Raw genomic sequence first — 22,334 nt, forward strand, 5'->3', positions numbered from 1 at the left:
TGAAGGAAAAACGAAAAGGAAGGAATTCGGCGCTGTGAGGGGAATTGGTTAAGGTCGGAATGCGACAGGAAAGGCGGAAAGGCGCTTGCTTGCAAACTGGATTCATTCGATGAAGCTGAGGCATAAACTGTTCGTGTCTTATCTGGCCGTGGTCTTGATTCCGCTCACGATTCTGGGCGTCTATTCCTATCAGCAGTCCAAGAAAGTTCAGCTTGAGCAGGCTCATATCGTACTGCAAGATAATCTAAGGAAAATCGACGATAACCTGAGTTACAAACTGCAGCGCTTTAATTCGGCGATCGAATTGATCAGTTACAACCCGAATTTCTCCCATATTTTCAATGAAGAATACACCAGCTACTATGCGATGTACGTCGATCTGCAGGAAACCGTCGACCCTCTGATCAATACGGCGACATTCCTCAACAGCGACATCCAACGGATCATTATTTATACGGAAAATAACTTGACGCAGCGCATGAATTCGATCATGCCGATCGCCGCCGTGGAGCATGAACGGTGGTATCGAGAAGCCATGCAGACGCTCGATACGCATTGGTATGTGGAGGGCGGCAAGGTGTTCGGCGTCAGGCGCATCTTCGGGGACGTGAATTACGAGAAGAAGAACCTTGTTTATGTCGAGCTGGTTCCGAGCTTCCTGTCCAACTCCTTGGATCTGTCCGACATCAAAGAAGCCGTCGCGGTCATTACCGATCCCGAAGGGAAGGTCGTATACGCGACGGAGCCGGACGCGGGCGCAACGTTCGACGCGGCCAAGCTTGTCGAGCAGCGGCTTCAAGGAGAGGGCGGCGAGCTTCCGGGACACCTCTGGCTGCATCGCGAGATGAGAGAATCGAATTGGTCCTTATCGATGATCGTGCCCGCCGAGGCATTGACGATCAGTCCGTGGAGGATCATTCGGGCGACCTTGATCATCGAAGGGGCCAGCGTCGCCGTGCTATTGCTCATCATTTGGATTTTCTCGCGCGTATTCGTACGAAGGATTCAGCGCCTTAACCACAAGATGCAGTTGGTCGAGGAAGGCACGCTTACGATCAATTTGAAGGTTCATGCGGGCGACGAGATCGGAGAGCTGGAGTCCCGCTTCGGCAAAATGCTGACGAGCATCAACCTGTTGATCGAGGAAGGATACAAAAGCAAGATTACCCAACGGGAAGCCGAGCTGAGAGCGCTCCAAGCTCAAATCAATCCCCATTTTCTCTATAATTCTTTATCCGTCATTAATTGGAAGGCCATCGAGGTAGGGGCGGACGAGATCAGCCGGGTGGCCGGGATCCTGTCCGCGTTCTATCGGACTACGCTCAATCAGGGCAAGGACCATATTCTCGTCAAAGACGAATTGCTGAACACGAAGTCCTACCTCGAGATGCAATTGATTATGCACGATTACAATTTCGATGTCGCGTACGAGATTGACGAGGAAATCGTCGAGCAGCGAATGATTAAGCTCGTCTTGCAGCCTATCGTGGAGAATGCGATCGAACACGGCATCGATCAGAAGCGAACCGGAAGAGGGGCGCTGCGGATTAGCGGACAGATGGGCGAGGACAAGAATACGCTTGTCTTCGTCGTCGAGGATAATGGACCGGGAATCCAGCCCGACATCGCCGAAGAGGTACTGATCAAGCAGTCGAGAGGGTACGGTCTCCGCAACGTCCAGGAGCGGATCCGCATTCAATACGGGAACCCATACGGCATTACCATCGCAAGCGAGCCCGGTTGCTGGACGCGAGTTAGCGTCACGATCCCCAAGGATTGCATAGAAATCTGATACTTATCGAAAAATATTGAGATTTACCTCCGACGTTCGGAAACTTACCATGAATTACAAGATTGCAATGGTAGGTTGCAGAATCGAAGGAGGTTATTTATGTATGGTCAAAAAAATCCGATTCGTATTACCGCTTCTAGTAGTCTTCTCTATGCTCCCCTTGGCTCCGCCGAAAGCGCTCGCATCGAAAGTCTCCATCGTCGACGTCGTGCAAACCCCTTGGATCGTCGACGACGGCGGCGTTCTGAAATCGGAAACGAAGCTCTTCATCGAGAATGGCAATGACGCTAGAGCCGACGCTTGGGTGAAAATCGCAGTCGAAGGCAAGGCGCCTTATATGCAAGAGATCCCGGCGCTTACGGAAGGAAGGAACGAGGTAAGCGTCTACGTCGCCGAGCTGGAGCAGGACGGCGACGAGGTCACGTTCGAGCTGTATTTTAATAGGCACGGTCAGGGAGCGCCGCACGCCTCGCTTACGGTCGAACAGAAAAAAATTCGGCATTGGAAAGTGTACGTCGCGCACGATATGCACTTGGACATCGGGTATACTCACGGTCAGGAAGAGCTCTTGGAAGACGTATGGCCGGGGTACCTCGACGATGCGTTAGGGTATGTCGAAGAAACCGAGGGCCGAGAGCCGAACGATCGGTTCAGATACCCGATCGAAGCGTCTTATATGCTCTACGATTCGGCCTGGAACGCGCGGGACGCCGACTGGTTCGAGACGGTAAAAGCGAGATTGCGAGAAGGAACGCTGACCTATCCGTCCAACTATGTGAACACCGTGTACGGGGGGCTCGGTACGGAAGAGCTTGCCCGCATGCAATATTATTCGGAGAGGCATCTGAAAGATCGGCTGGGCGTCGCCTCGAACAAGGTGTTGTATATGTCCGACAGCCCGGGCATGTCGTGGGCGGCGATCGACGCCTTCGCCGCGTCGGGCGTCCGCTATGCGATGCTGCGGCAAAATCCTTATCCGCTCGAGCCGTATCCCGAGTTGTTCTACTATGAGGGACTCAACCCGGACAACAGGATTTTAACGTACAATTACGGTCATTACGCCACCGACGAATTCGATTTCCGGAACCCGGATCCGCTCGTTCCCGCCGCGAACATTACGGATAACTTGATGCGTTACCACAGGGGCGACTATCCGTACGACGCGGTCATCGCGGATTTCACGACGCCTTACGATAATCAAGGGATTACGGCGGCCGTGAAAGACAATATCGCGTTCCTGAATTCGAAGACGGATGCGCAAGGTAGAAAATACGTATACCCGCAATTCGTCAGTTCGACGGTCGACGATTTCTTCTCCTATATGTCGGAGCGATACAGCGACGACATTCCCGTTTTCCAAGGGACGATGGAGGATTGGTGGAACTACGGCGTCTCCTCGACCGCTTACGAGACGGCGCTGAATAAACAAAACCACGACAAGCTGCCGGCCGCCGAGCTCTACGCAACGCTGGCGAACGCCCTCGTGGACGGCGCCAAGTACCCGTATCGGGAGCTGGCCGACGCGTACCGAAACATGATTTTGTATGACGAACATACGTGGGGCAATGAAATTCCGCAGCCGGACGATCAATGGAGATGGAAGCGGAATACCGCGATCGCGAGCGATACGTTGGCGAATCGCGTGTTGGATCGGTCGCTGGAGTCCATAAGCACCCAGATCGCAGCTTCGGGAAAATCCGTAGCCGTCTATAACGCGCTTAGCTGGGAACGATCGGATGTGGTCACAATGTCTGGCGACGGCTTCCCGGACCGGTTTCAACTCGTCGATCAAGAAACGGGACAGCCGGTGAAATACCGGAAGACGGACGACGGTTCGATTGTTTTCGTCGCTTCCGGCGTGCCGGGACTCGGTTATAAGACGTTCGCGATCGAAGAGAGCGCGAGCGAGCCGCAGTTCGAGAGCAGCATCGTTGCGACCGACGACACGCTGGAAAACCGCTTTTATAAAATTACATTCGACGACACGGGGGCCATATCCAGCATCGTCGACAAGCAGCACGGCAACCGCGAGATGGTGGACCCCGCTTCGCCGTATCGATTGAATGAGTTCGTCTATTTCACGACGAAGAAGATGAGCCACGATGTGTACACCGAGCATACGGTGCCGAAGGCGGAGTTGTCCGGTGATGCCGGTCCCGTGCTCGGTACGATGACCGCCGACGGCGTTTCCGTCGGCGTGAAGGAGATGCGCCGTCAGGTGATTCTGTACGAGGATTTGCCTCGGATCGATATCGTGAACGACGTCGTGAAGGAGGACGCGCCGTCGTATGCGACGCAGGACGAAGAAGGGTTCTTTACGTTCCCGCTGCGCGTGCCGAACTTTATGCTTCGCCATGAAATGCCGAGCGGGGACATGAGGCCGTATGTACGTACGGATATTACCCATCCGGATAACGAGCAGTTTCTATCTTCCAGCACGGCGTACTACACGGTCAACCGCTGGATCGACGCATCCGATCAGGAGGGGTATGGCATCACCCTCTCGCCGATCTCCAACCCGATCGTGCAGTACGGCGAGAGAAGGTCGGCTCTCGGGCCTTGGGATTATAATACGGAGAATCCGTGGATCTACAGCTTTGTTTTCAACAACAAGTGGCACGTCAATTTCCAGAAGACGCAGCCGGGACCTGTAACCTTGCGCTATTCGATCGCTTCCCATGCGGGAGGGGACTGGGAGTCGGGGCGCGCGGATCGATTCGGCATGCAGGCGAACCATGCGCTGCGCGGCGTCATGATCGACGACGCCCAGCCGGAAGGTACGCTTCGCGCGTCCGCGGGGCAATTTATGTCGATCGACCGGGACAATGTCGTCCTTACGACAGCGAAGCTGGCGGAGGCGAACGGCGAAGGGGTCATTCTCCGTTTCAACGAAACGTTAGGCGAAGACACGATGGTTACCGTCGATTTGAACGCGTTAGCCCCGGCGCAGGTGATTCGAACCGACATGGTGGAGAACGATATCGAGCCTATCGACCTTGTGGAAGGGCGGTTCGTCACGTTCGAGATCGAAGGTCACGACTGGGTGACGATGCGGGTCGTTCACGGACGGCCGCCGGAACAGGTGCAGGGCGTATCCGCAGTGTCGAGCGCAAACGGGACGCATGTGACTTGGAACGATCTTGCCGACGAACGGTTGTCGCATTACGAGGTGTTCCGGGGCACGAGCGCCGACTTCGTCCCCGGTCCGGGCGATTATGTCGCCTCGGTGACGTCGAACGGCTACTACGACCATCAAGTCGCCTCCGATATGGAACACGACTATTATTACCGGGTGCGCGCGGTCAAGAGCGGAGCGAAGGGCGGTTACTCGGATGCAGCCGAGGCGCGGGAAGGCGTCATTACGGACACAGAGTCGCCTTCGGTTCCCGCAGCGCTGCATGCGTTCGCGCAAAATCATTCGAGAGTATCGTTGTCCTGGCTCCCTTCCTCAGATAATGTACGCCTGCAGGGTTACAAAATTTATCGTAACGGGGAACCGATCGCCGATCTGAAAGCGAATTTCACGAGTTACTTGGACACCGGTCTCCAAGGAGGGCGGACGTATACTTATGCGGTCGCAGCCTATGACGGGTTCGGCAACGAATCCGCGTCCGGCGATGCGGTAAACGTGCGCACGTTCCCGCTTGAAATTTCGGGAGGCAACGTCGCTCCGCTGGCCGTCGCGACCGCCTCTTCCGAATATAACGCGGAATACGGGGCGGCCAAGACGATCGACGGCGTGGCCGGCGTGCACGGAGCCGGCGAATGGGCGTCCAACGGCGAATTGAATCCTTGGATTCAACTGGATTGGGAGTCGGACGTAACCATCCGTTCGATCAAGTTGTACGACCGGCAAAACTTGCAGGACAATTCCGTGACGGCGTCCGTCTACTTCAGCGACGGAACCCATATCCCGGTCGAGGGCATTCCTGCGGACGGGGCCTTCAAGGAGATCGACTTCGATACGAAGACGGTGCGTTGGTTGAAAGTGCAGGTCACCGGCGGTTCCGGCGCCAATGTAGGGCTCTCCGAAATCGAAGTCTTTCAGGAAGGAGGAAATACGGGGGCGTTCGTAACGGCCTCGTCGGAATTTAACGAGGACTACGGCGCGGCCAAAGCGGCGGACGGCGTCATCGGCGTTCACGGCCGCGGCGAATGGGCGTCGAACGGCGAGCGTCTTCCGTGGATCCGTCTGGAATGGCCGGGTCTGAAGCTTATCAATGAGGTCGTTATATACGACCGGGTCAACCTGCAGGATCACGCAAGCGAAGGGACGATAACGTTCGGCGACGGATCGGCGATCGACGTGTCGGACATCCCGAACGACGGCCAAGGCAAGTCGGTCGCGTTCCCGAGCAAGGCGGTGTCCTGGATGAAGTTTCAGGTGACCGAAGGAAGCGGAACGCACGTCGGATTGTCGGAGCTTCGGATGATCGAGGCGGTCAACCGGGCCAGAGAAGCGACGATTACAGGTTCCTCGCAGTTCAACGATCATTACGGCGTTACGAGAGCGGCCGACGGCGTGGTCGGATTTCACGATAACGGGGAGTGGGCGTCGAGCGGAGAATCGAATCCTTGGATTCAATTGCAATGGGATGAGGCTGTAACGATCGACCGGATCCGGTTGTACGACCGCATCAATTTGGCGGACAACGCATTGTCCGGCGTCCTCCGATTCAGCGACGGCAGCAGCATAACGGTTGAAGGAATCCCGGAGGACGGAACCGTTAAAGAAATCGTATTCGATCGGAAAACCGTCGAGTGGGTCAAATTCGAGGTGACCGGCGGAGCGGGCAGTAACGTCGGATTGTCGGAAATCGAGATTTTCTAAAAACATTTGAAACCCAACCCAACCAACGTCAAACAACGGGTTGGGTTTCTTTTCTTTTCATAAGAAGTAACGCGGGGAAGAAGATTCTAGTCGCATAGAAACCTCTCTGCGTAATCCATGAACCTCTGCCAGTCGTACTCGGTCATGTCGTGGCCGCCGGCGCGAAGATGGTAGCCCATGCCGTTCGTATGAAGCGGTTGTTCCGCCGTCGGCATCGGCAGCCCCGCGATGCCGTCCATTCCGTATAGTCGATACACCGGCGAAGCAAACGTCAGCCCCAGGAATTCCGATTCCGGATCGGCCCAGAGGTCTTCGGTAGCGCTGGCAACATAGACATGCCGCGGCGCGATCAGCCCGATCAGCATATGTTGGTCGACCGGCAGGGCATACTCGTTATCGTTATACGCTTTATAATTTTCACAAAACCAATGCGGGAATCTGTCGTTGATCTGCCGGATCGTCTCCCCGCCCTTGCCCCGGCTTACGGCGGCTCCGGTGCAGCCGGAATTGTTACTGACGACCAAAGCGAACCGCCGGTCCGCCGCCCCAGCCCATAAGGCCGTCTTGCCTCCCCGGGAATGACCGACGACAGCCGCTTTCGACGCGTCGATATGGTGGTCCGTCTCCAAATAGTCCATCGCCCGGCTCGCGGCCCACGCCCATGCGGCGATCGTTCCCCAGGCATGCCCCGGACGCTCCCCCGGAGGATCGAATACGCCGTGAACGCCGTCGCGGAACCCGTCGTGATGATCGGGATCCGCATCCGCATTGTCGAATACGGCGGCCGCGAACCCGCGGGCGACGATCGCCTCGGCTGGCCAGAAGGGGGAGCGCTTCTCCCGCGCGGCATCCATATGCTCGCTTCCGCGGTTATTGATCAGTAGGAATGCAGGAACCGGGCGTTCCTTGGCACTTACCGGCACGAACAGAAGCAGCCGAACGACGTTCTCGCCTCCCGGCCCTTCCGACCGAATGCGCACCTGCTTCCGAACCGCCGAGCCGCCCATCCACCCCTCCGTCGGCTTGACCTCGAAGGCGATTCGTCGCGGACGCCCGACCGGCCCCGCGCCAAACACTCGCTCCTCGAACAGGCGCAGCACTTCTTCCCTTCTTCCTTGCTCCCATTCCTCGGAGCTTGCGACCGCCTTTCCCCCGAGCTTCCTCAACGGATCCGGCAGCCGCCGCGCTCCGCTCTCCGATAATAACTCGAATATTTCGTTCGAACTCATATGGATGACCGCCTCCCATTTTCTCCTTTAACTAAACCACAAAAATCCGAAGGAAGAAATTGCGAATTTCTTGTGGATTGGAGCAATTACCTCCCGCATCGATATTGATTTATGTGATTATGAGTACCAGATTCTGTGGTATCATGTTTAAAGTGTTTTGCCGGCTCGGCCTGAGGCGAATTCCAACACAAAAAAGTAAGCGCTAACAATAAAGGGGGCTAAAAGGGATGACATCTACGAAGACTAGGCTGTCCGTGCGGTTCTATAAGTACTTCGTTTCCTATATTTCGTTGACGCTGATTCTCTTGCTGGCGGTCGGCAGCCTTGTCTACGGGCGTATGTCCGAGCTGCTGCAGGACAACGTGGAGCATGTCAGCTCCACCGTACTGGCCGAGGTGAAGCTGATGACGGAGGTCCGCCTGCAGGACTTGGAGCGCATTGCCTTGCAGATCCCCCTGAATCCGATGCTTAGCCCGTATGCGCTCGCGAACGGAGGCTATGAAAGCTATGCGGCGTTGAATCAAATTCGCATGTATGCGGCCGGTTCTTCGTTTATTTACGACATCGCCGTCGGCTACGGCTCGGACGAGACGATTCAAACGCTCAGCACCAGCGGCAGCTACGATTTCCCATCGTTCCTCAAGTTATATGCTTTCACCGCTCCATACGATGAGTTGATCGCGGAGCATGTGACGGCAAGCAAGAAACCCTTGTTGATCTCCCCTTATTCCCATCCCTATCCCGTGGAGGGCGACAGCCTGCTATATGTGTACCCGCTGCCCGGATCGCGCGGCGAGGAGCTGCGATTCGTCAATTTCGTCATCAGCGAGAGGCAGTTCACGTCGATGATCAATCGGGTGCTGCAGGGATACGACGGATACTTCTACATTTTGGATGATACCAAGAAGCTGATTACTTCTACTCGCTTCGGCAATATTCGCGGCGAGCGGGAGAGATGGCTGCCATCGGCGATGGAGGAACCTGGGGGCGGCCTGCCCCGTAACGAGGACGATCCTTCCATGTCGTTCATCCGCTTCCAGTCGGAAACGAACGGGTGGACGTATGTGCTGGTCATGCCCAAGGAACAGTTCCAGGACGAGACGACGGCGATGAGGAGAATTTACTATCTGGCCGTGTTCGGGATCTTCTTGCTCGGTCTGCTGCTGTCTTACTTGTTCGCCAAACAAAACTACAGGCCATGGAAACAGCTTGCCAGTACCGTAAACTCCGGAAGCGCCAAGGAGTGGATGGCCGCCCATTCGAATGGAACGCAAGCGACGAATGATGAATATTCGCTCGTGACGCAAGCGTTCGACGAGTTAACGCGGAAAAACAGCTCGCTGTATTCTCAGATGAAGACGGGCAGCCGGCTGCTCAAGGAACAATATGTGATCTGGATGATCCGAGGGGAGGAGGAGAGAAGGAAGGAGGCGGCCGCCATGCTGGATCGTCCGCGGTTTTTACTTACGCATCCTGCCTATGCCGTGATGTTGTTCATGATCGACAACGCATCCGATTTCAATCGCTTGAATTCGCCGCAGCAGCGGGAAGCGTTGATGTTCGCGCTGATGAATATCGCCGAAGAACTGGCGGAGGAGTCAGGCGAGCGGTATGCGCTGCGGCTTCCCGACACGAGCTCGGTGGCGTTGGTGCTTAATCTGAAGCGAACGGCGGCGAACAACGAAAATCTGACGCAGCTTGCGAAGCAAGCGATCCGCGTCTACTCCCAATATTTCCGCTATTCGCTTACCGCAGGGATCAGCTCGGTGTATGAAGATTACAAGCGCCTCGGGCCGTCGCTGAAGGAAGCGGAGACGGCCGCCAGGTACCGCTATTACCAGGGACCCGGAAACGCCATTGCCTATGAGGACGTCCGGCAACTGTTGGACAACCCGTATCAATACCAACCGCAAAACGAGCATCGTCTGATGCTGGCGTTGAAGCAAGGGAACCAGGCGGAGGCCGCGCAGACGATCGGCGACATCGCCGCCGATATGCGCAGACAGCTCGTCCATCCGGGCACCGCCAGAGAAGTGTGGAAGCGTCTAGGCGGGGAAATCGTGCGCAGTCTCGGGGATATGAACGGAATGTGGATTCAACAGGAAAGACAGGCGCTGGAGCAGTTTTACGAAGAGACGAGCGAACAATTGACGGAGACGGAGCGGCGGTTGACGAACATCTGCGCGAATTTGTGCGAAGCGGTGGAAAGCGGCAAAGAGAGTAAAAATACGGCGTTGCTTGACCGGCTCATGCAGCTGCTCCATCAACGTTATACGGACAATACGATTTCGCTCGATGTGATCGCGGAGGAAGTAGGGCTCTCGCCCTCCTATGCCACCCGCTTCTTTAAGGATCATACCGGGTTTTCGTTGATTCAATATATCGATAAGCTGCGAATGGACAAAGCGAAAGAACTGTTGCGAACGACCGATTGGAAGATCGGCGAGGTCATCGAGCGCTCGGGTTACGTAGACGAAGCCAATTTCCGCCGCAAATTCCTCAAGCAGGAAGGGGTATCGCCGATCAAATACCGCGCGATCAGCAGGATGGAATAACCCGGGTTCAGGCGGGAAAACGCGGGATGTCAAGATGTGCACGGCTCCGACAGATTTGCACGGCATCGGCCGGCGCCTCGTTTTCGACGGATGTAAAGATATGCACGGGAGGGCAGAACTGCTCGTTTACAGTTCGGACGACAGCGGATAGGGTAGAGGACACAAGCAGACGGCGGTGCACGATCGCGCTGCCGTTCGCTTGATCCAATATTGCCGTATGAAGGGCTAGCGGCAAGCGAAGAAAGGAGGGTGCGAATTTGGTAAGAAGGTTAGCCCATAACTACCAGCTCTATCTGCTGTTGATCCCGGTGCTGATTTATTTTGCCGTATTTCATTATTGGCCGATGTACGGCGTGCAGATCGCGTTCAAACGGTTCACTCCGATGAAAGGCATTATCGGTAGCGAATGGGTCGGGTTCGATCATTTCGAGCGCTTTTTCAACTCCTATTATTTCATGCGGCTGCTGATCAATACGGTGGGCATCAGTTTGTATGAGTTAGCCGTGTCCTTCCCGGTGCCGATTTTGTTGGCCTTGATGATCCACGAGGTGAGCAGCAAGAAGTTCAAGCGAACGGTGCAAACGGTCACTTATGCTCCCCACTTCCTCTCGGTCGTCGTCATGGTCGGCATGCTGATGACGTTCCTGTCGCCGACGACGGGGATCGTCAACCATCTGATCGGCTGGTTCGGGTTGGAGTCGATCTCGTTCATGACCGAGCCGGGATGGTTCAAGACGTTGTTCGTAGGCTCGCATGTATGGCAGAACGCGGGATGGAGCTCCATCATCTACATTGCGGCGTTGACCAATATCGATCCGCAAATGCATGAAGCGGCGGCGATCGACGGGGCGAGTCGGCTGCAAAGAATATGGCACATCAATCTTCCCGGCATTATGCCCACGATCGTCATTTTGTTCATTCTGAATATCGGATCCATCATGAACGTAGGGTTCGAGAAGATCTTCTTAATGCAGAACGACTTGAATATGTCGGCATCGGACGTGTTCGCCACGTATGTGTATCGGAGCGGGATTCTGGGCGCTCAATACAGCTTCGCCGCGGCGGTCGGTCTGTTCAATTCGATCGTCAATCTGGCGCTGCTCGTAGCCGTCAACCTCGCCGCGCGCAGGGTTAGCGGGAACAGCCTGTGGTAACGGGCGGATTGCGGCGACGGGAGGAAAGAAGGGATGGAACGATGACGCATAAGGGGATTCATGACAAAGTTTTCGAGACGATCAACGTAATCGCGCTGAGCCTGATTTTGATCGTGGTGCTGTACCCGCTGGTCTTTGTGCTCAGCGCTTCGATCAGCAATCCGTATCTGGTGATTCGCGGAGAAGTGCTGCTGTTTCCCAAGGAAATCACCTTCCAAGCCTATACCCGCGTATTTCGGGACAGCGCCGTGCTTACCGGCTTTCTCAACACCTTGGTCTACGCTTCGACCGGTACGATGATCAACCTGGCGATGACGACGATGGGAGCCTATCCGTTATCCCGGCCGAACTTGCCCGGGCGGAAAATCGTCATGCTCGCGATTTTGATGACGATGTTCTTCAGCGGCGGGCTGATTCCCACCTATATGGTGGTCAAATCGCTTGGAATCATCAATACATACTGGGCGATGGTGTTGCCCGGCGCGGTGTCGGTATTCAACCTGATCGTGATGCGCACTTTTTTTGAAAATATTCCCGGCGAGCTGCACGAAGCCGCGATGATCGACGGCAGCTCGCAGATTCGCACCTTGCTTCGCATCGTACTGCCGTTGTCGGTGCCGATCTTGGCGGTCATGACGTTGTTCTACGGCGTCGCTCATTGGAATTCCTTTTTTAACGGTTTAATTTATTTGTCCGATCGCGAGAAGTACCCCTTGCAGCTGATCATCAGGGAAATTCTCATCCAGAGCCAAATGCAAGAAATGATGGAGCTGGCCGACGAATCGGCCGCTCAGCAGCAATTGATGGGCGAAAGCATTAAATATGCGTTGATCGTCGTCACGAGCTTGCCTGTGCTGCTGCTGTACCCGCTCTTGCAGCGATATTTCGTGCAGGGCATTATGATCGGAGCGATCAAGGGGTAGAGCCGTGCATGCGTAGCAATCAATCTGAAGGATCCGGGAGGCGTACAATGGATAAGATCAAGCGACTCGCTTCGATTTCGACAATCGCAGCCATGGCGTTCGTTACCGCGGCTTGCGCGAACGGCCCGTCTCAGCAGTCGACCGAAGGCGGAGAAACGTCCGGCGGCGAACCGATTACGTTGAAGATGCTGACGTCGCGGGCGCCGGTGCACGGCGATTTCGGCAATATGCTCGTATGGCGGGAGTATGAGGCGTTGTCCGGGGTTCATGTGGAGTGGGAGCAGGTGCCGGACGCGAACTTCGCCGAGAAGCGAAACATTCTGCTGGCCAGCGGCGATGTGCCGGACGCCATATTCCGCGCGCAGCTGCAAAATTCCGATATCATGAAATACGGCGCGGACGGCGTCTTCATTCCGCTGAACGACCTGATCGAGCGGCATGCGCCGAATTTGAAACGCATCTTCGAGCTGTACCCGGAGGTCGAGAAGGGCATTACCCAGCCGGACGGGAACATCTATTCCCTGCCGTTCGTCAGCGATTTTCAATCGGCCAATTACGGCTCCAAGCTGTTCTTGAACGAGAAATGGATGGGGCGGATCGGAGCGAAAGAACCGACGACGACGGAAGAGTATTACGCTCTGCTTAAGGGGTTCAAGGAGGGGGATGCCAACGGCAACGGAGCGATGGATGAGGTGCCGTTGACCGCGCCCAACATCGATGCGGTGATCAACGCCCTTCGCGGCTTCTGGGGTCTCGGCAATCGCGGGAGCGCGCATGCCATGGTCGACATGGACGAAGAGAAGGGAGAGCTGCGCTTTATTCCGGCCGACGAGAGATACCGGGAATTGCTGGAATACATCGCGCGGCTGTATAACGAGAAGCTGTTGGATGAAGAAATCTTCACCATGAACAATCCGAAGATGACGGCTAAGGGCGAGGCCGACACGGTCGGCAGCTTCGTGTTCGTCAATCCGGTGCCGATCGGACAGACCACCAAAGACGATTACATCGGGATGAACGCGCTGGTCGGCCCGCGCGGCGATCGGATGGTATCCAGCATCAATCCGAAGATTCGCGCTTCCGGCGCATTCGTCATAACGCACCGAAACGCTCATCCGGAGGAAACGATGAAGTGGGTCGATTACTGGTATTCGGAAGAAGGGATGAAGCTGTTCTTCATGGGCGTGGAAGGCGGGACGTTCCGCTCGCTCGGAGAGGACCGGTACGAGTACGTGGAAGACATTACGCACAATCCAAGCGGGCTTACTTTGGACGAGGCCGTAGGTCAGCATTTGGCCTGGCCGGGAGCGGGCCAGCCGACGGTGCAAACCGAGAAGTTCTCCAAGGGCGGCGCAAGCTACCCGTCGGCGCTGGAAGCGACGGCGAAAGTCAATGCGCACTTCCCGAAGGAGGTATGGGCCGCCTTCACCTATACGAGCGACGAATCGGATGTGATGGCCTCGGTCGGCAACGATTTGACGACCTATGTGAACGAAATGACGGTGAAATTTATTACCGGCGCGGCTCCCTTCACCGAGTGGGGCGCCTATACGGACACATTGAAACGCATGGGGCTGGAGCAGTATATGCAGACGTACCGCCAAGCATATGATCGATATATGCAATAACAGGAAGGGGTTTTACTATGGTTGAAAATGCTGCGGAGCGCCTGTCCGCGCCGACGGGCCGACGTCCGAACGTCATCGTCTTCATGACGGACGATCAGGGGTACGGGGATTTGTCCTGCATGGGTTCGACCGAGGTGAGAACGCCTCATATCGACCGGTTGGCCGCTTCCGGCGCTCGCTTCACCGACTGGTACGCCGCCAGCGCCGTGTGCTCGCCGTCCCGGGCCGCGCTGCTGACCGGCAGGTACCCGGGCAACGCCGGCGTGCGCTCGATCCTCGCCGGACGAAGACAGACGAGCGGCTTGCTGCCGAGCGTCCCGACGTTGTCCTCGGAACTGAAAGCGCTAGGTTATCGGACCGCGATGTTCGGCAAGTGGCATCTCGGCGTGCGAGAGGACTGCCGTCCCGAACGTCATGGCTTCGACGAAGCGTTCGGATTTATGGCCGGCTGCATCGACTATTACTCCCACATCTTCTATTGGGGAAGCCCGGGCAATCCGCTGCACGACTTGTGGCATAACGGCAAAGAAGTGTACGAAGACGGCGAATATTTCACCGATCTGGTGACGCGGCGCGCGGTGGAGCATATCCGTTCCATCGTCCGCGACGACCGGGAACAGCCGTTCTTCCTATATGTCGCCTACAACGCCCCGCATTATCCGATGCATGCGCCGCGCAAATATACCGATCGGTTCGCGCATCTGCCTTGGGACCGCCAGATCATGGCGGCCATGCTGAGCGCCGTAGACGACGGAGTCGGCGACATCGTCGCCGAGCTGGAACGGCAAGGCATACGCGACGATACTTGCATCTTCTACCAGAGCGACAACGGCCCGTCGCGCGAATCGCGCAACTGGCTCGACGGCAAGGAGGACCCGTATTACGGAGGCTCCGCCGGCCAGCTGAAGGGCCATAAGTTCAGTCTGTACGAGGGCGGAATTCGCGTCCCCGGAATCTGGAGCTGGCCTGCGGTCATCCCCGCGGGTCAGACGATCTCCAGCCCCTGCTGCGCGGTCGATGTTCTGCCCACGATCGTCGGCGCGGCCGGCGGGACGGCGGAGCATCTGGAGCGCGACGGCATCGATCTGTTGCCGCTGCTGAGCCGAGGCGAAACGTTACCCGAACGCGATTTATATTGGGAGCTCGGCGGACAGACGGCCGTACGCCGCGGAGACTGGAAGCTTGTGCTGCATGGCCAACTGGAAGAGGGCGCGCCTTCCGCGGACGACGTGCATCTAGCCAATGTCGCGAACGACCCTGGCGAACGGAGCAATGAACGGGACCGGCATCCCGAGCTGGCGGCCGAGCTGCAAGCCGCCGCCGAACGCTGGCGGGCCGGCATCGAGACGCGCTGGGAACGGGAATGGGCGGAGAATGCCCGAATGCATCGCTAGGGGACGCGAGGAGGGAGGAAGATAGCCATGTCTACCGAGAAGAAGCAACCCAATATCGTCTTTATTATGAGCGACGACCATGCGGCCCACGCGATCGGAAGCTATGGCAGCAAGGTCAACCGGACGCCGAATATCGATCGCATCGCTCAAGAAGGGATGCGATTCGACCGCTGTTACTGCACCAATTCGATCTGCGCCCCGAGCCGCGCCGCGATCTTGACCGGCCTGTACAATCATCTGAACGGCGTGGAAACGTTGGGCCATAAGTTCGACGGCCGGCAGACGACCTTCCCGAAGCTGCTGCAGGCTTCCGGCTACCAGACGGGCCTGATCGGCAAGTGGCATCTTGGCCATGGCGGCGACCATGACCCGACCGGGTTCGATTATTGGTGCGTGCTGCCCGGACAGGGAGACTATCATAACCCGCTGATGTACGAGATGGGCCGGGAGCGCGTCTTTCCGGGCTACGTCAGCGATATTGTTACCGACATCTCGCTGGAATGGCTTCAGCGGCGCGATCCGAATCGACCGTTCCTGCTGATGTGCCATCATAAAGCGCCGCACCGCCCATGGGAGCCCGACGACAAGCATATGTCGCTGTACGAAGACGAGGACATCCCGGAGCCGGATACGTTCGACGACGATTACGAGAACCGTTCGGAAGCGGCGCGACGAGCTACGATGCGCGTGGAGCGCGATCTGGACCCGATCGATCTGAAGCGGGAGCCGCCGCCGAATCTGACTCCGCAGCAATTGAAACGTTGGAAATATCAGCGCTATATGAAAGACTACCTGCGCTGCATCGCTTCCGTCGACGACAACGTCGGACGCTTGCTCGACTATCTCGATCGCGAAGGGATCGCCGAGGAGACGCTGGTCGTCTATACTTCGGATCAAGGCTTCTTCCTTGGCGATCACGGCTGGTACGACAAGCGCTTCATGTACGAGGAATCGCTGCGCATGCCGTTCCTCGTCCGCTATCCGCGCGAGGTACGCCCCGGCTCGGCGATGGACGCGATGGCGCTCAATGTGGACTTCGCCCCAACGTTCCTGGACCTCGCCGGCGTGGACATTCCTTCGGAGATGCAGGGAAGCAGTCTGCGGCCGCTCTTGCAGGGCCGAATTCCCGACGGCTGGCGTACCTCGATGTATTATCGCTATTGGGAGCATATGAGCCAGCCTCATCGCGTCGCTTCGCATTACGGGATTCGCACGCAGCGCTATAAGCTGATCTATTATTACGGCCAGTCGCTCGGCATGACGTCGTACGAGGCGACGCCGCCCGAATGGGAGCTGTTCGATCTGGAGCGGGACCCGAGAGAGCTGAACAATGTGTACGATTCGCCGGCATACGCCCAAATCGTGAGAGAGCTGAAGGAGGAGCTGTCCCGATTGCAGGCGGAAGCGAAGGATGTACCGGTACATTAACCTTCGCGGAGACGAACGAAACGCAAGCGCCGGGCTTCCCTGTCCGGCGCTTTACGAGCTCATCTCCTCCTCGGTAACCCCATACCGTTCCAATGCCTTGGTCGACGACTCCAGCATGCGCCGTTTCAAATAATCGCCTTCGACCACTCGTACCCGTTTACCTAGAAAACGGATCTTCGAAAGCAGATACTCGAATTCATCTCCGAGAAGAGTAACCTTCACTCTGTATGTATCGCATTCCGCATCGTACTCCACATCTTTCTCGAAGCTGGAGAAGGCGTAAAGAATGCGGGACAGCTCTCCGTTGTACTGCCGGACGACTTCGATCACGGCTTCGCTTTTGCGCGATTCGAGGAGCCGGTCTACTCTTCGAATGATCTCATCCGCTTTGGCCGCTTCAATGGGTTCGGCTTCGATCGCGCGGATCTTCTTCAGTCTCGTGCTCATGAAGGCGTGATGACGGAGGTGGTACCAGAGCAGGTACCATTCCCGCTTGACCATGGAGTATTCGAGCTTGTACGGAAGTCCGGAATGATCCGCGTTGAGGCGGCCGCCTTTCACCTCGTAGGTCAACCTGACCGCGCTCTTATTCATGACGAGCCGGCGCAAGGTGCGGAGGAGCGGGTGGTACACCTGCTTTTCGATGCAACGCGCTTTCTCGATCAGATGGCCGTAGACATCCATCGCCTCATCGGTCTCAAGCATCGAGCGCAGCTTCCCTAAGGCGTCCGCCGTGAAAGCTTCGACCGCCGCGGGATGCTCGAGCATCGTCTTAAGCCAAGCCCGCTCGTGCGAAGTAACCATGAACGTGCCGGAGTCCTCCAGACGGGACAGGATCTGATGATTAAAGATTTTCTCGAACAGATGCATAGTAGGTCTGGATCTCCTTCCATTCGGCGATCATTTCGCGACGGAAGCGGAGCGGCTCGAGAATCTCGCAGCTGGACCCGAAGCTCCGAAGCCACGGCTTAATTTCCGTCGTTCCGTTGACGACGATTTCGTAGATAAACGACGCCTCGTCTTCCTCCACGATGCGCCCCCATTGCCCTTGAAGCAATACCCGGTCCTTGATGAAATCCGGTTCGGGGCCCTCAGGTTTATAGAAGCGCGCACGCACCGTCACCGGCGGGCTGGTGTCGATAAGCCAGCTGTACCGTATGCTTTCGAGCAGCTGACGGGTCTTTTCCTCGAACAACTCCTTCGCTGCGGATTCATCCTCTTCGATCTGCGTGATGCCTTCCATCCGATACATTCGAATGCCCTCCCGGCCGTAGGCCAACAAATACCAACGCCCATACTGATGATCGTAGACGATCTTCAGCGGAAGGGTCTTTTCCGTTTTGCCCTGTTTATCCTTTAGGAACAGAGGGTTGGTATTCTTGGAAGCGTAGCTTTGTTCGGATTTGGGAGAGAAGTAGACGAACTTCACTTTCCGGCGGCCGCGGATGGCATGCAGCAGCGTGAACAGATGCGCCTCATCCAAAATCCGCGAGTAATAGTGATACTTATATAGAAAGGGCTCGACGATGAGCGACTCGGATTGATTTCGAAGGAGATACTTCTTCAGTCCGTCGCGCAGCAGATACCCTTGAACGGAAGGGATCTGCGTGTTGGCCATGACATCCACGAAATCATACAGGTCGATCAATTCCTCGTCCGTCAGGTCCCGAACGAGATCGTTCCGTATCCGATAGCGATAGGGGCGGGGGCCCGGTTCCCGCTGGATGACGCCGACCTCTTCCAAATATTTGAGATCCGAGCGGACGGTCTTCTCGTCCGGCATCGGAAGGTCGGAGGACAAGCTGCCGCAGCATAGATCCAGCAGCTCCATCGCGGTCAGCGCTTGCCCGTTCATCGCCCCCAGCAGCAGCGAGATCCGTTCGCTTTCGGTTTCTTTCACGGACTTCGCGCGGAACAGGAACAACAGCATCGGATCGGAGGAGTCGTAATAGCTGTAACGCAGCGCGTCTGCCAAAGGGGTGCTTTGCTCTTCGTTCGTCTGCGGATGGACGGAGCTTGCGATTTCTTTGAGCCGGCGGATCGTCTTGTCGAAGGTATGGACGGAAATGCCCAACCGCTCCGCGAACTGCTGCCGATTGAACGCCCCGCTGGTCAACGCGAGCATGCGAAGGAATTGGATCTCCTTATCGAAGCTTTCTTTAGCCAAAGACGAACCCCCCGTTCGGGTAAAGCATGTTTCCTTATTGTAGCAGGGGAAGGGCTTTTTGACACTTTACCATAGTGAATTTGAATGGAGGTTTATTTTCCATATTTTTATGGGGTTCGACAATCTCCGAAACTTCAATCAACCCATATGTTCCGAATTCTTGTTTGATCGAGTCGGAATCGTAAAAAAACATCTTTACCCCTTCCATAATCTCGAAATAGTCTTTCCCCAGTCGTTTGCCCTTTCCGTACATCGGGGCTTCTTTGGAAATCGTCGTAAAAATCATATAACCGTTCGGCTTTAACTGATCGTAGCAATCTTTAATAAACTTCGCTCTCTCCTGATGATTCAATAAGTGGATCAGCGCATAAGAAAATATACCGTCATAAAGTTTGTTATCGAAGGGCATATCCGTTACGGAACCATGGAAAATAGGAACATCAAGCCCTTTTTGCCTTGCCAAGTCAATCGCCGTTTTTGAAATCTCGATACCCGTTACATGGATTCCGTTGTCGATAAAAATCTTTGCGTTTCTCCCGTAGCCGATACCAGGTATCAATATATCGTTAACTTTCTTTTCAAGGAAAAAATCCTTTACTAAGATGGCCGAGTCCGAAGGTTCGAATCCCCACATCATTTGATTTTCGATAAAACTTGTTTCCCAAAATTCAGTCATCGCTTTATCTCCTTTATCTTTTAATAGTCGTAATCAAGCATAGTCTAATAATTCGATACGGTATTCTCCAAATCCTTGCTGTCTCCCAAGCCCATTGCACGACCGCAAGAGGCCCTCATGCTTTCCTTCTAGCTAATGTCAGGTGAAATCGATATACTAAATTTATGTTATTTTTCGACATATCCGCTTGTAAGAGATAGGCAGGTGAGCGTCGTATAGAACCGTTATATCAACGCATCCAACAAGAGATTAAACGGCAAATTCGCGACGGCGCGCTGCGCCCGGGAGATCGCGTCCCGTCGGAGAAGGAATTGGCCGCCCAATACGGGGTCAGCCAAATTACTTCCAAGAACGCCTTGCTCGGACTGGTGGAGGAGGGTTTGCTGGTACGCTTCCAAGGCAAGGGGACCTTCGTTCGAATGTCGGAGGGGGAGGCGGAGCAGGCGACGGCGTCGGACGACGTACGGAGTACCATCGCGCTGATCTTGCCGACGATGAAGACCAAGGTGGATCAGCGTCTTCTCGACGGCATCGAACGGTACTGCTCGGAAGCGGGGTACGAGCTGCTGGTGCGCATTACAAGGGAGTCTCAGGAAGAAGAAGCGAAGGCGATCGAACGGTTCCGGGAACGAGGCGTAGACGGCTTTATCATTTTCCCGGTAGAAAATGAAAGCTATAACGATGCGATTCTTCGATTGTCGCTCGATCGGGTGCCGCTGGTCCTCATCGACCGTTTCCTGAGAGAAATAAAGACTTACAGCGTCAGCTCGGCGAACCTGGAGGGAACTTGCGCCGCGGTAACGGATCTGATCGGGAGAGGGCATCGTTCCATCGTATACTTGTCTCCGGAAATCACGAACTCCGTAACCGACGAGAGGGCGAAGGGATTCGAACAGGCGCTTGTCGACAGCGGCTTGCCGATCGATAAACAGCTTTGGTGCATGTTATCGCTGGAGACCATCGCCAAACAGCAGGCGTATGACGAAATTTTGCGCTTTCTAGAAGGAAGGCCGGAAGCGACGGCCGTATTCGCGGTGAACTCCGAGTTGGCGCGTTACGCGTATGCTGCGCTGCGCAGCTTGCGGAAGCGGGTACCGACGGACGTCGAGCTCGTCGCGTTCGACGCATACGAATTGGACGGCGTATCGGTTCTGGCGCAAAGGGAAGACGAGATGAGCCGGATGACGGTGGAATTGCTGGCCGAACAGCTGCAGGGGACCTTTCGACCGCGAAGACTCATGGTGCCTGTAGATTATCGGAAAGTATAGATGACAGATGGTATGGACTGCCTAGGGTCTCCGGACCGGGGCAGTCTTTTTTGTTGTCGCTAACAAAATATGCCTAGACTTCAAACCCAATGTAATATACTATTTAACTTATAATAATATACTAACATATATTAAGTTCCGAAGGTTGTGATCTAAGCTATGAAGTCCATGCCTCTCTACAAGAAAATTCAACTGGAAATCAAACAACTGATCGGGAGCGGCGTGTTGAGAGAGGGCGACCGGATCCCGTCCGAGAAGGAACTGGCCGACAAATATCACGTCAGTCAAATTACGAGCAAAAACGCCTTGAACGGATTGGTCGAGGAAGGACTGCTCGTCCGCGTCCAGGGCAAAGGGACGTTCGTGCTGACCCGTCCCGAATACGCCTCCGCGCTGGATCGCGTCGCCGACGCCGGAAACAAGCCGGGAACGGGCGGAACGATCGGCTTGATCGTTCCGACGATGAAGACGAAGGTGGATCAAAGCTTCGTGGACGCGATCGAGAAATACGCCTCCGCGGCGGGGTTCGATCTCATGCTGCGCATTACCCGAGAATCGCAGGAAGAGGAAACGAAGATTATCGATTCCTTTCTGAAGCATGGGGTAGAAGGAATCATTATTTTTCCGGTGGAGAACGAAAACTACAACGATTCGATTCTGAGATTATCGTTGGAACGATTCCCGTTGGTGCTTATCGATCGCTTTCTTAAAGAAATAAAGACCTACAGCGTAAGCTCCGACAATATCGCCGGAACGTGCGAGGCCGTCGAATATTTGATGGATAAAGGACATACCTCGATCGCCTTCATCTCGCCGGAAATTACGAACACGGTGACCGACGAACGCGCGCAAGGTTTTGAAAGGGCTTACCTCCATCGGCGGATTTCCATCGACAAGAGCTTATGGTGTCTGCTCCCGCTCGACGTGATCTCCGGCGGACGCGCGTACGAAGCGGTAAAGGAGTTTCTGCAAGGGCACCCGGAAGTGACGGCCGCGATTACCGTGAATACGGAGCTTTGCCGGTATGTGTACGGGGCCGCGACAACCGTCGGGAAGCCGATCCCGGAAGGGATGGAGCTGATTACGTTCGACCCGCCGGGCATTCCGGACGTCTCGTATATTCGCCAGAACGAAGAAGAGATGTGCCGAATCACGATGGAGCTGTTGCTGGAGCAAATTCGAGGGAAGCTCGAACCGCAAAGAGTCGTCGTTCCCGTGAAGTTGGTGCAATCCAATGCCGGGGCGATAAATTTATACTAAATAAGGTATATAAACATATATCAATATCT

14 protein-coding genes are annotated in these 22,334 nt (G+C 55.7%); 10 read left to right on the plus strand and 4 right to left on the minus strand.

Translation table 11 applies throughout. The features are described from left to right. The first annotated feature begins 85 nt into the window (after window positions 1-85). Window positions 86-1,792, plus strand: coding sequence for a sensor histidine kinase (locus FE782_RS13015; RefSeq protein ID WP_138194532.1), 1,707 nt, complete (start codon window positions 86-88; stop codon window positions 1,790-1,792). A gap of 103 nt (window positions 1,793-1,895) precedes the next feature. Beyond that, a complete protein-coding gene (locus FE782_RS13020) occupies window positions 1,896-6,623 on the plus strand; it encodes a DUF7402 domain-containing protein (RefSeq protein ID WP_158299381.1) in 4,728 nt (1,575 codons plus the stop codon). 86 nt (window positions 6,624-6,709) lie between these two features. Here FE782_RS13020 and FE782_RS13025 read toward each other — a convergent pair whose 3' ends face one another. After that, the gene (locus tag FE782_RS13025; RefSeq protein WP_238392465.1) at window positions 6,710-7,852 is read right to left on the minus strand and encodes an alpha/beta hydrolase family protein; all 1,143 of its coding nucleotides are present in this window, start codon (window positions 7,850-7,852) and stop codon (window positions 6,710-6,712) included. Between the two features lie 227 nt (window positions 7,853-8,079). On the opposite strand from FE782_RS13025, the gene FE782_RS13030 reads away from it, so the two are divergent. The 6 genes from FE782_RS13030 to FE782_RS13055 all read left to right on the plus strand — a co-directional run bounded on the left by FE782_RS13030 (window position 8,080) and on the right by FE782_RS13055 (window position 16,934). After that, window positions 8,080-10,407, plus strand: coding sequence for an AraC family transcriptional regulator (locus tag FE782_RS13030; protein ID WP_138194534.1), 2,328 nt, complete (start codon window positions 8,080-8,082; stop codon window positions 10,405-10,407). Window positions 10,408-10,664: 257 nt separating this feature from the next. Next, entirely contained in the window at window positions 10,665-11,561 is an 897-nt protein-coding gene (locus FE782_RS13035) for an ABC transporter permease (protein WP_238392466.1), read from the plus strand. 41 nt (window positions 11,562-11,602) lie between these two features. Continuing rightward, window positions 11,603-12,484, plus strand: coding sequence for a carbohydrate ABC transporter permease (locus FE782_RS13040; RefSeq protein WP_138194535.1), 882 nt, complete (start codon window positions 11,603-11,605; stop codon window positions 12,482-12,484). Window positions 12,485-12,531: 47 nt separating this feature from the next. Then, the gene (locus FE782_RS13045; RefSeq protein WP_158299382.1) at window positions 12,532-14,112 is read left to right on the plus strand and encodes an extracellular solute-binding protein; all 1,581 of its coding nucleotides are present in this window, start codon (window positions 12,532-12,534) and stop codon (window positions 14,110-14,112) included. A 17-nt stretch (window positions 14,113-14,129) separates the two neighbouring features. Next, entirely contained in the window at window positions 14,130-15,506 is a 1,377-nt protein-coding gene (locus tag FE782_RS13050) for a sulfatase-like hydrolase/transferase (RefSeq protein WP_138194537.1), read from the plus strand. A gap of 27 nt (window positions 15,507-15,533) precedes the next feature. Then, the gene (locus tag FE782_RS13055; protein ID WP_138194538.1) at window positions 15,534-16,934 is read left to right on the plus strand and encodes a sulfatase family protein; all 1,401 of its coding nucleotides are present in this window, start codon (window positions 15,534-15,536) and stop codon (window positions 16,932-16,934) included. Between the two features lie 51 nt (window positions 16,935-16,985). Here the strand turns inward: FE782_RS13055 and FE782_RS13060 are convergent, their stop codons facing one another. Genes FE782_RS13060 through FE782_RS13070 form a run of 3 tightly spaced genes read right to left on the minus strand, consistent with a single transcriptional unit; the run spans window position 16,986 to window position 19,777 of the window. Next, entirely contained in the window at window positions 16,986-17,804 is an 819-nt protein-coding gene (locus tag FE782_RS13060) for a WYL domain-containing protein (RefSeq protein ID WP_138194539.1), read from the minus strand. Then, a complete protein-coding gene (locus FE782_RS13065; RefSeq protein ID WP_138194540.1) occupies window positions 17,779-19,101 on the minus strand; it encodes a WCX domain-containing protein in 1,323 nt (440 codons plus the stop codon). The genes FE782_RS13060 and FE782_RS13065 overlap by 26 nt, the downstream gene beginning before the upstream one ends. A gap of 34 nt (window positions 19,102-19,135) precedes the next feature. Then, window positions 19,136-19,777, minus strand: a complete 642-nt coding sequence (locus FE782_RS13070) for a class I SAM-dependent methyltransferase (RefSeq protein WP_138194541.1) — start codon at window positions 19,775-19,777, stop codon at window positions 19,136-19,138. Between the two features lie 236 nt (window positions 19,778-20,013). On the opposite strand from FE782_RS13070, the gene FE782_RS13075 reads away from it, so the two are divergent. Together FE782_RS13075 and FE782_RS13080 are read left to right on the plus strand one after the other, a co-directional pair. Beyond that, complete coding sequence (locus FE782_RS13075; RefSeq protein WP_338016891.1) at window positions 20,014-21,045, plus strand: GntR family transcriptional regulator; 1,032 nt, start codon at window positions 20,014-20,016, stop codon at window positions 21,043-21,045. 159 nt (window positions 21,046-21,204) lie between these two features. Further along, window positions 21,205-22,305, plus strand: coding sequence for a GntR family transcriptional regulator (locus FE782_RS13080; protein ID WP_138194543.1), 1,101 nt, complete (start codon window positions 21,205-21,207; stop codon window positions 22,303-22,305). The last annotated feature ends 29 nt before the right edge of the window (window positions 22,306-22,334 follow it).

Source organism: Paenibacillus antri, from assembly GCF_005765165.1.
GTDB classification, from domain to species: domain Bacteria; phylum Bacillota; class Bacilli; order Paenibacillales; family YIM-B00363; genus Paenibacillus_AE; species Paenibacillus_AE antri.

Bases quoted from the DNA above. Each gene is read 5' to 3' on its own strand.
- FE782_RS13025 (WP_238392465.1), bottom strand. From the start codon at position 7,852: ATGAGTTCGAACGAAATATTCGAGTTATTATCGGAGAGCGGAGCGCGG.
- FE782_RS13050 (WP_138194537.1), top strand. From the start codon at position 14,130: ATGGTTGAAAATGCTGCGGAGCGCCTGTCCGCGCCGACGGGCCGACGT.
- FE782_RS13055 (WP_138194538.1), top strand. From the start codon at position 15,534: ATGTCTACCGAGAAGAAGCAACCCAATATCGTCTTTATTATGAGCGAC.
- FE782_RS13040 (WP_138194535.1), top strand. From the start codon at position 11,603: ATGACGCATAAGGGGATTCATGACAAAGTTTTCGAGACGATCAACGTA.
- FE782_RS13030 (WP_138194534.1), top strand. From the start codon at position 8,080: ATGACATCTACGAAGACTAGGCTGTCCGTGCGGTTCTATAAGTACTTC.
- FE782_RS13045 (WP_158299382.1), top strand. From the start codon at position 12,532: ATGGATAAGATCAAGCGACTCGCTTCGATTTCGACAATCGCAGCCATG.
- FE782_RS13070 (WP_138194541.1), bottom strand. From the start codon at position 19,777: ATGACTGAATTTTGGGAAACAAGTTTTATCGAAAATCAAATGATGTGG.
- FE782_RS13080 (WP_138194543.1), top strand. From the start codon at position 21,205: ATGAAGTCCATGCCTCTCTACAAGAAAATTCAACTGGAAATCAAACAA.
- FE782_RS13020 (WP_158299381.1), top strand. From the start codon at position 1,896: ATGGTCAAAAAAATCCGATTCGTATTACCGCTTCTAGTAGTCTTCTCT.
- FE782_RS13060 (WP_138194539.1), bottom strand. From the start codon at position 17,804: ATGCATCTGTTCGAGAAAATCTTTAATCATCAGATCCTGTCCCGTCTG.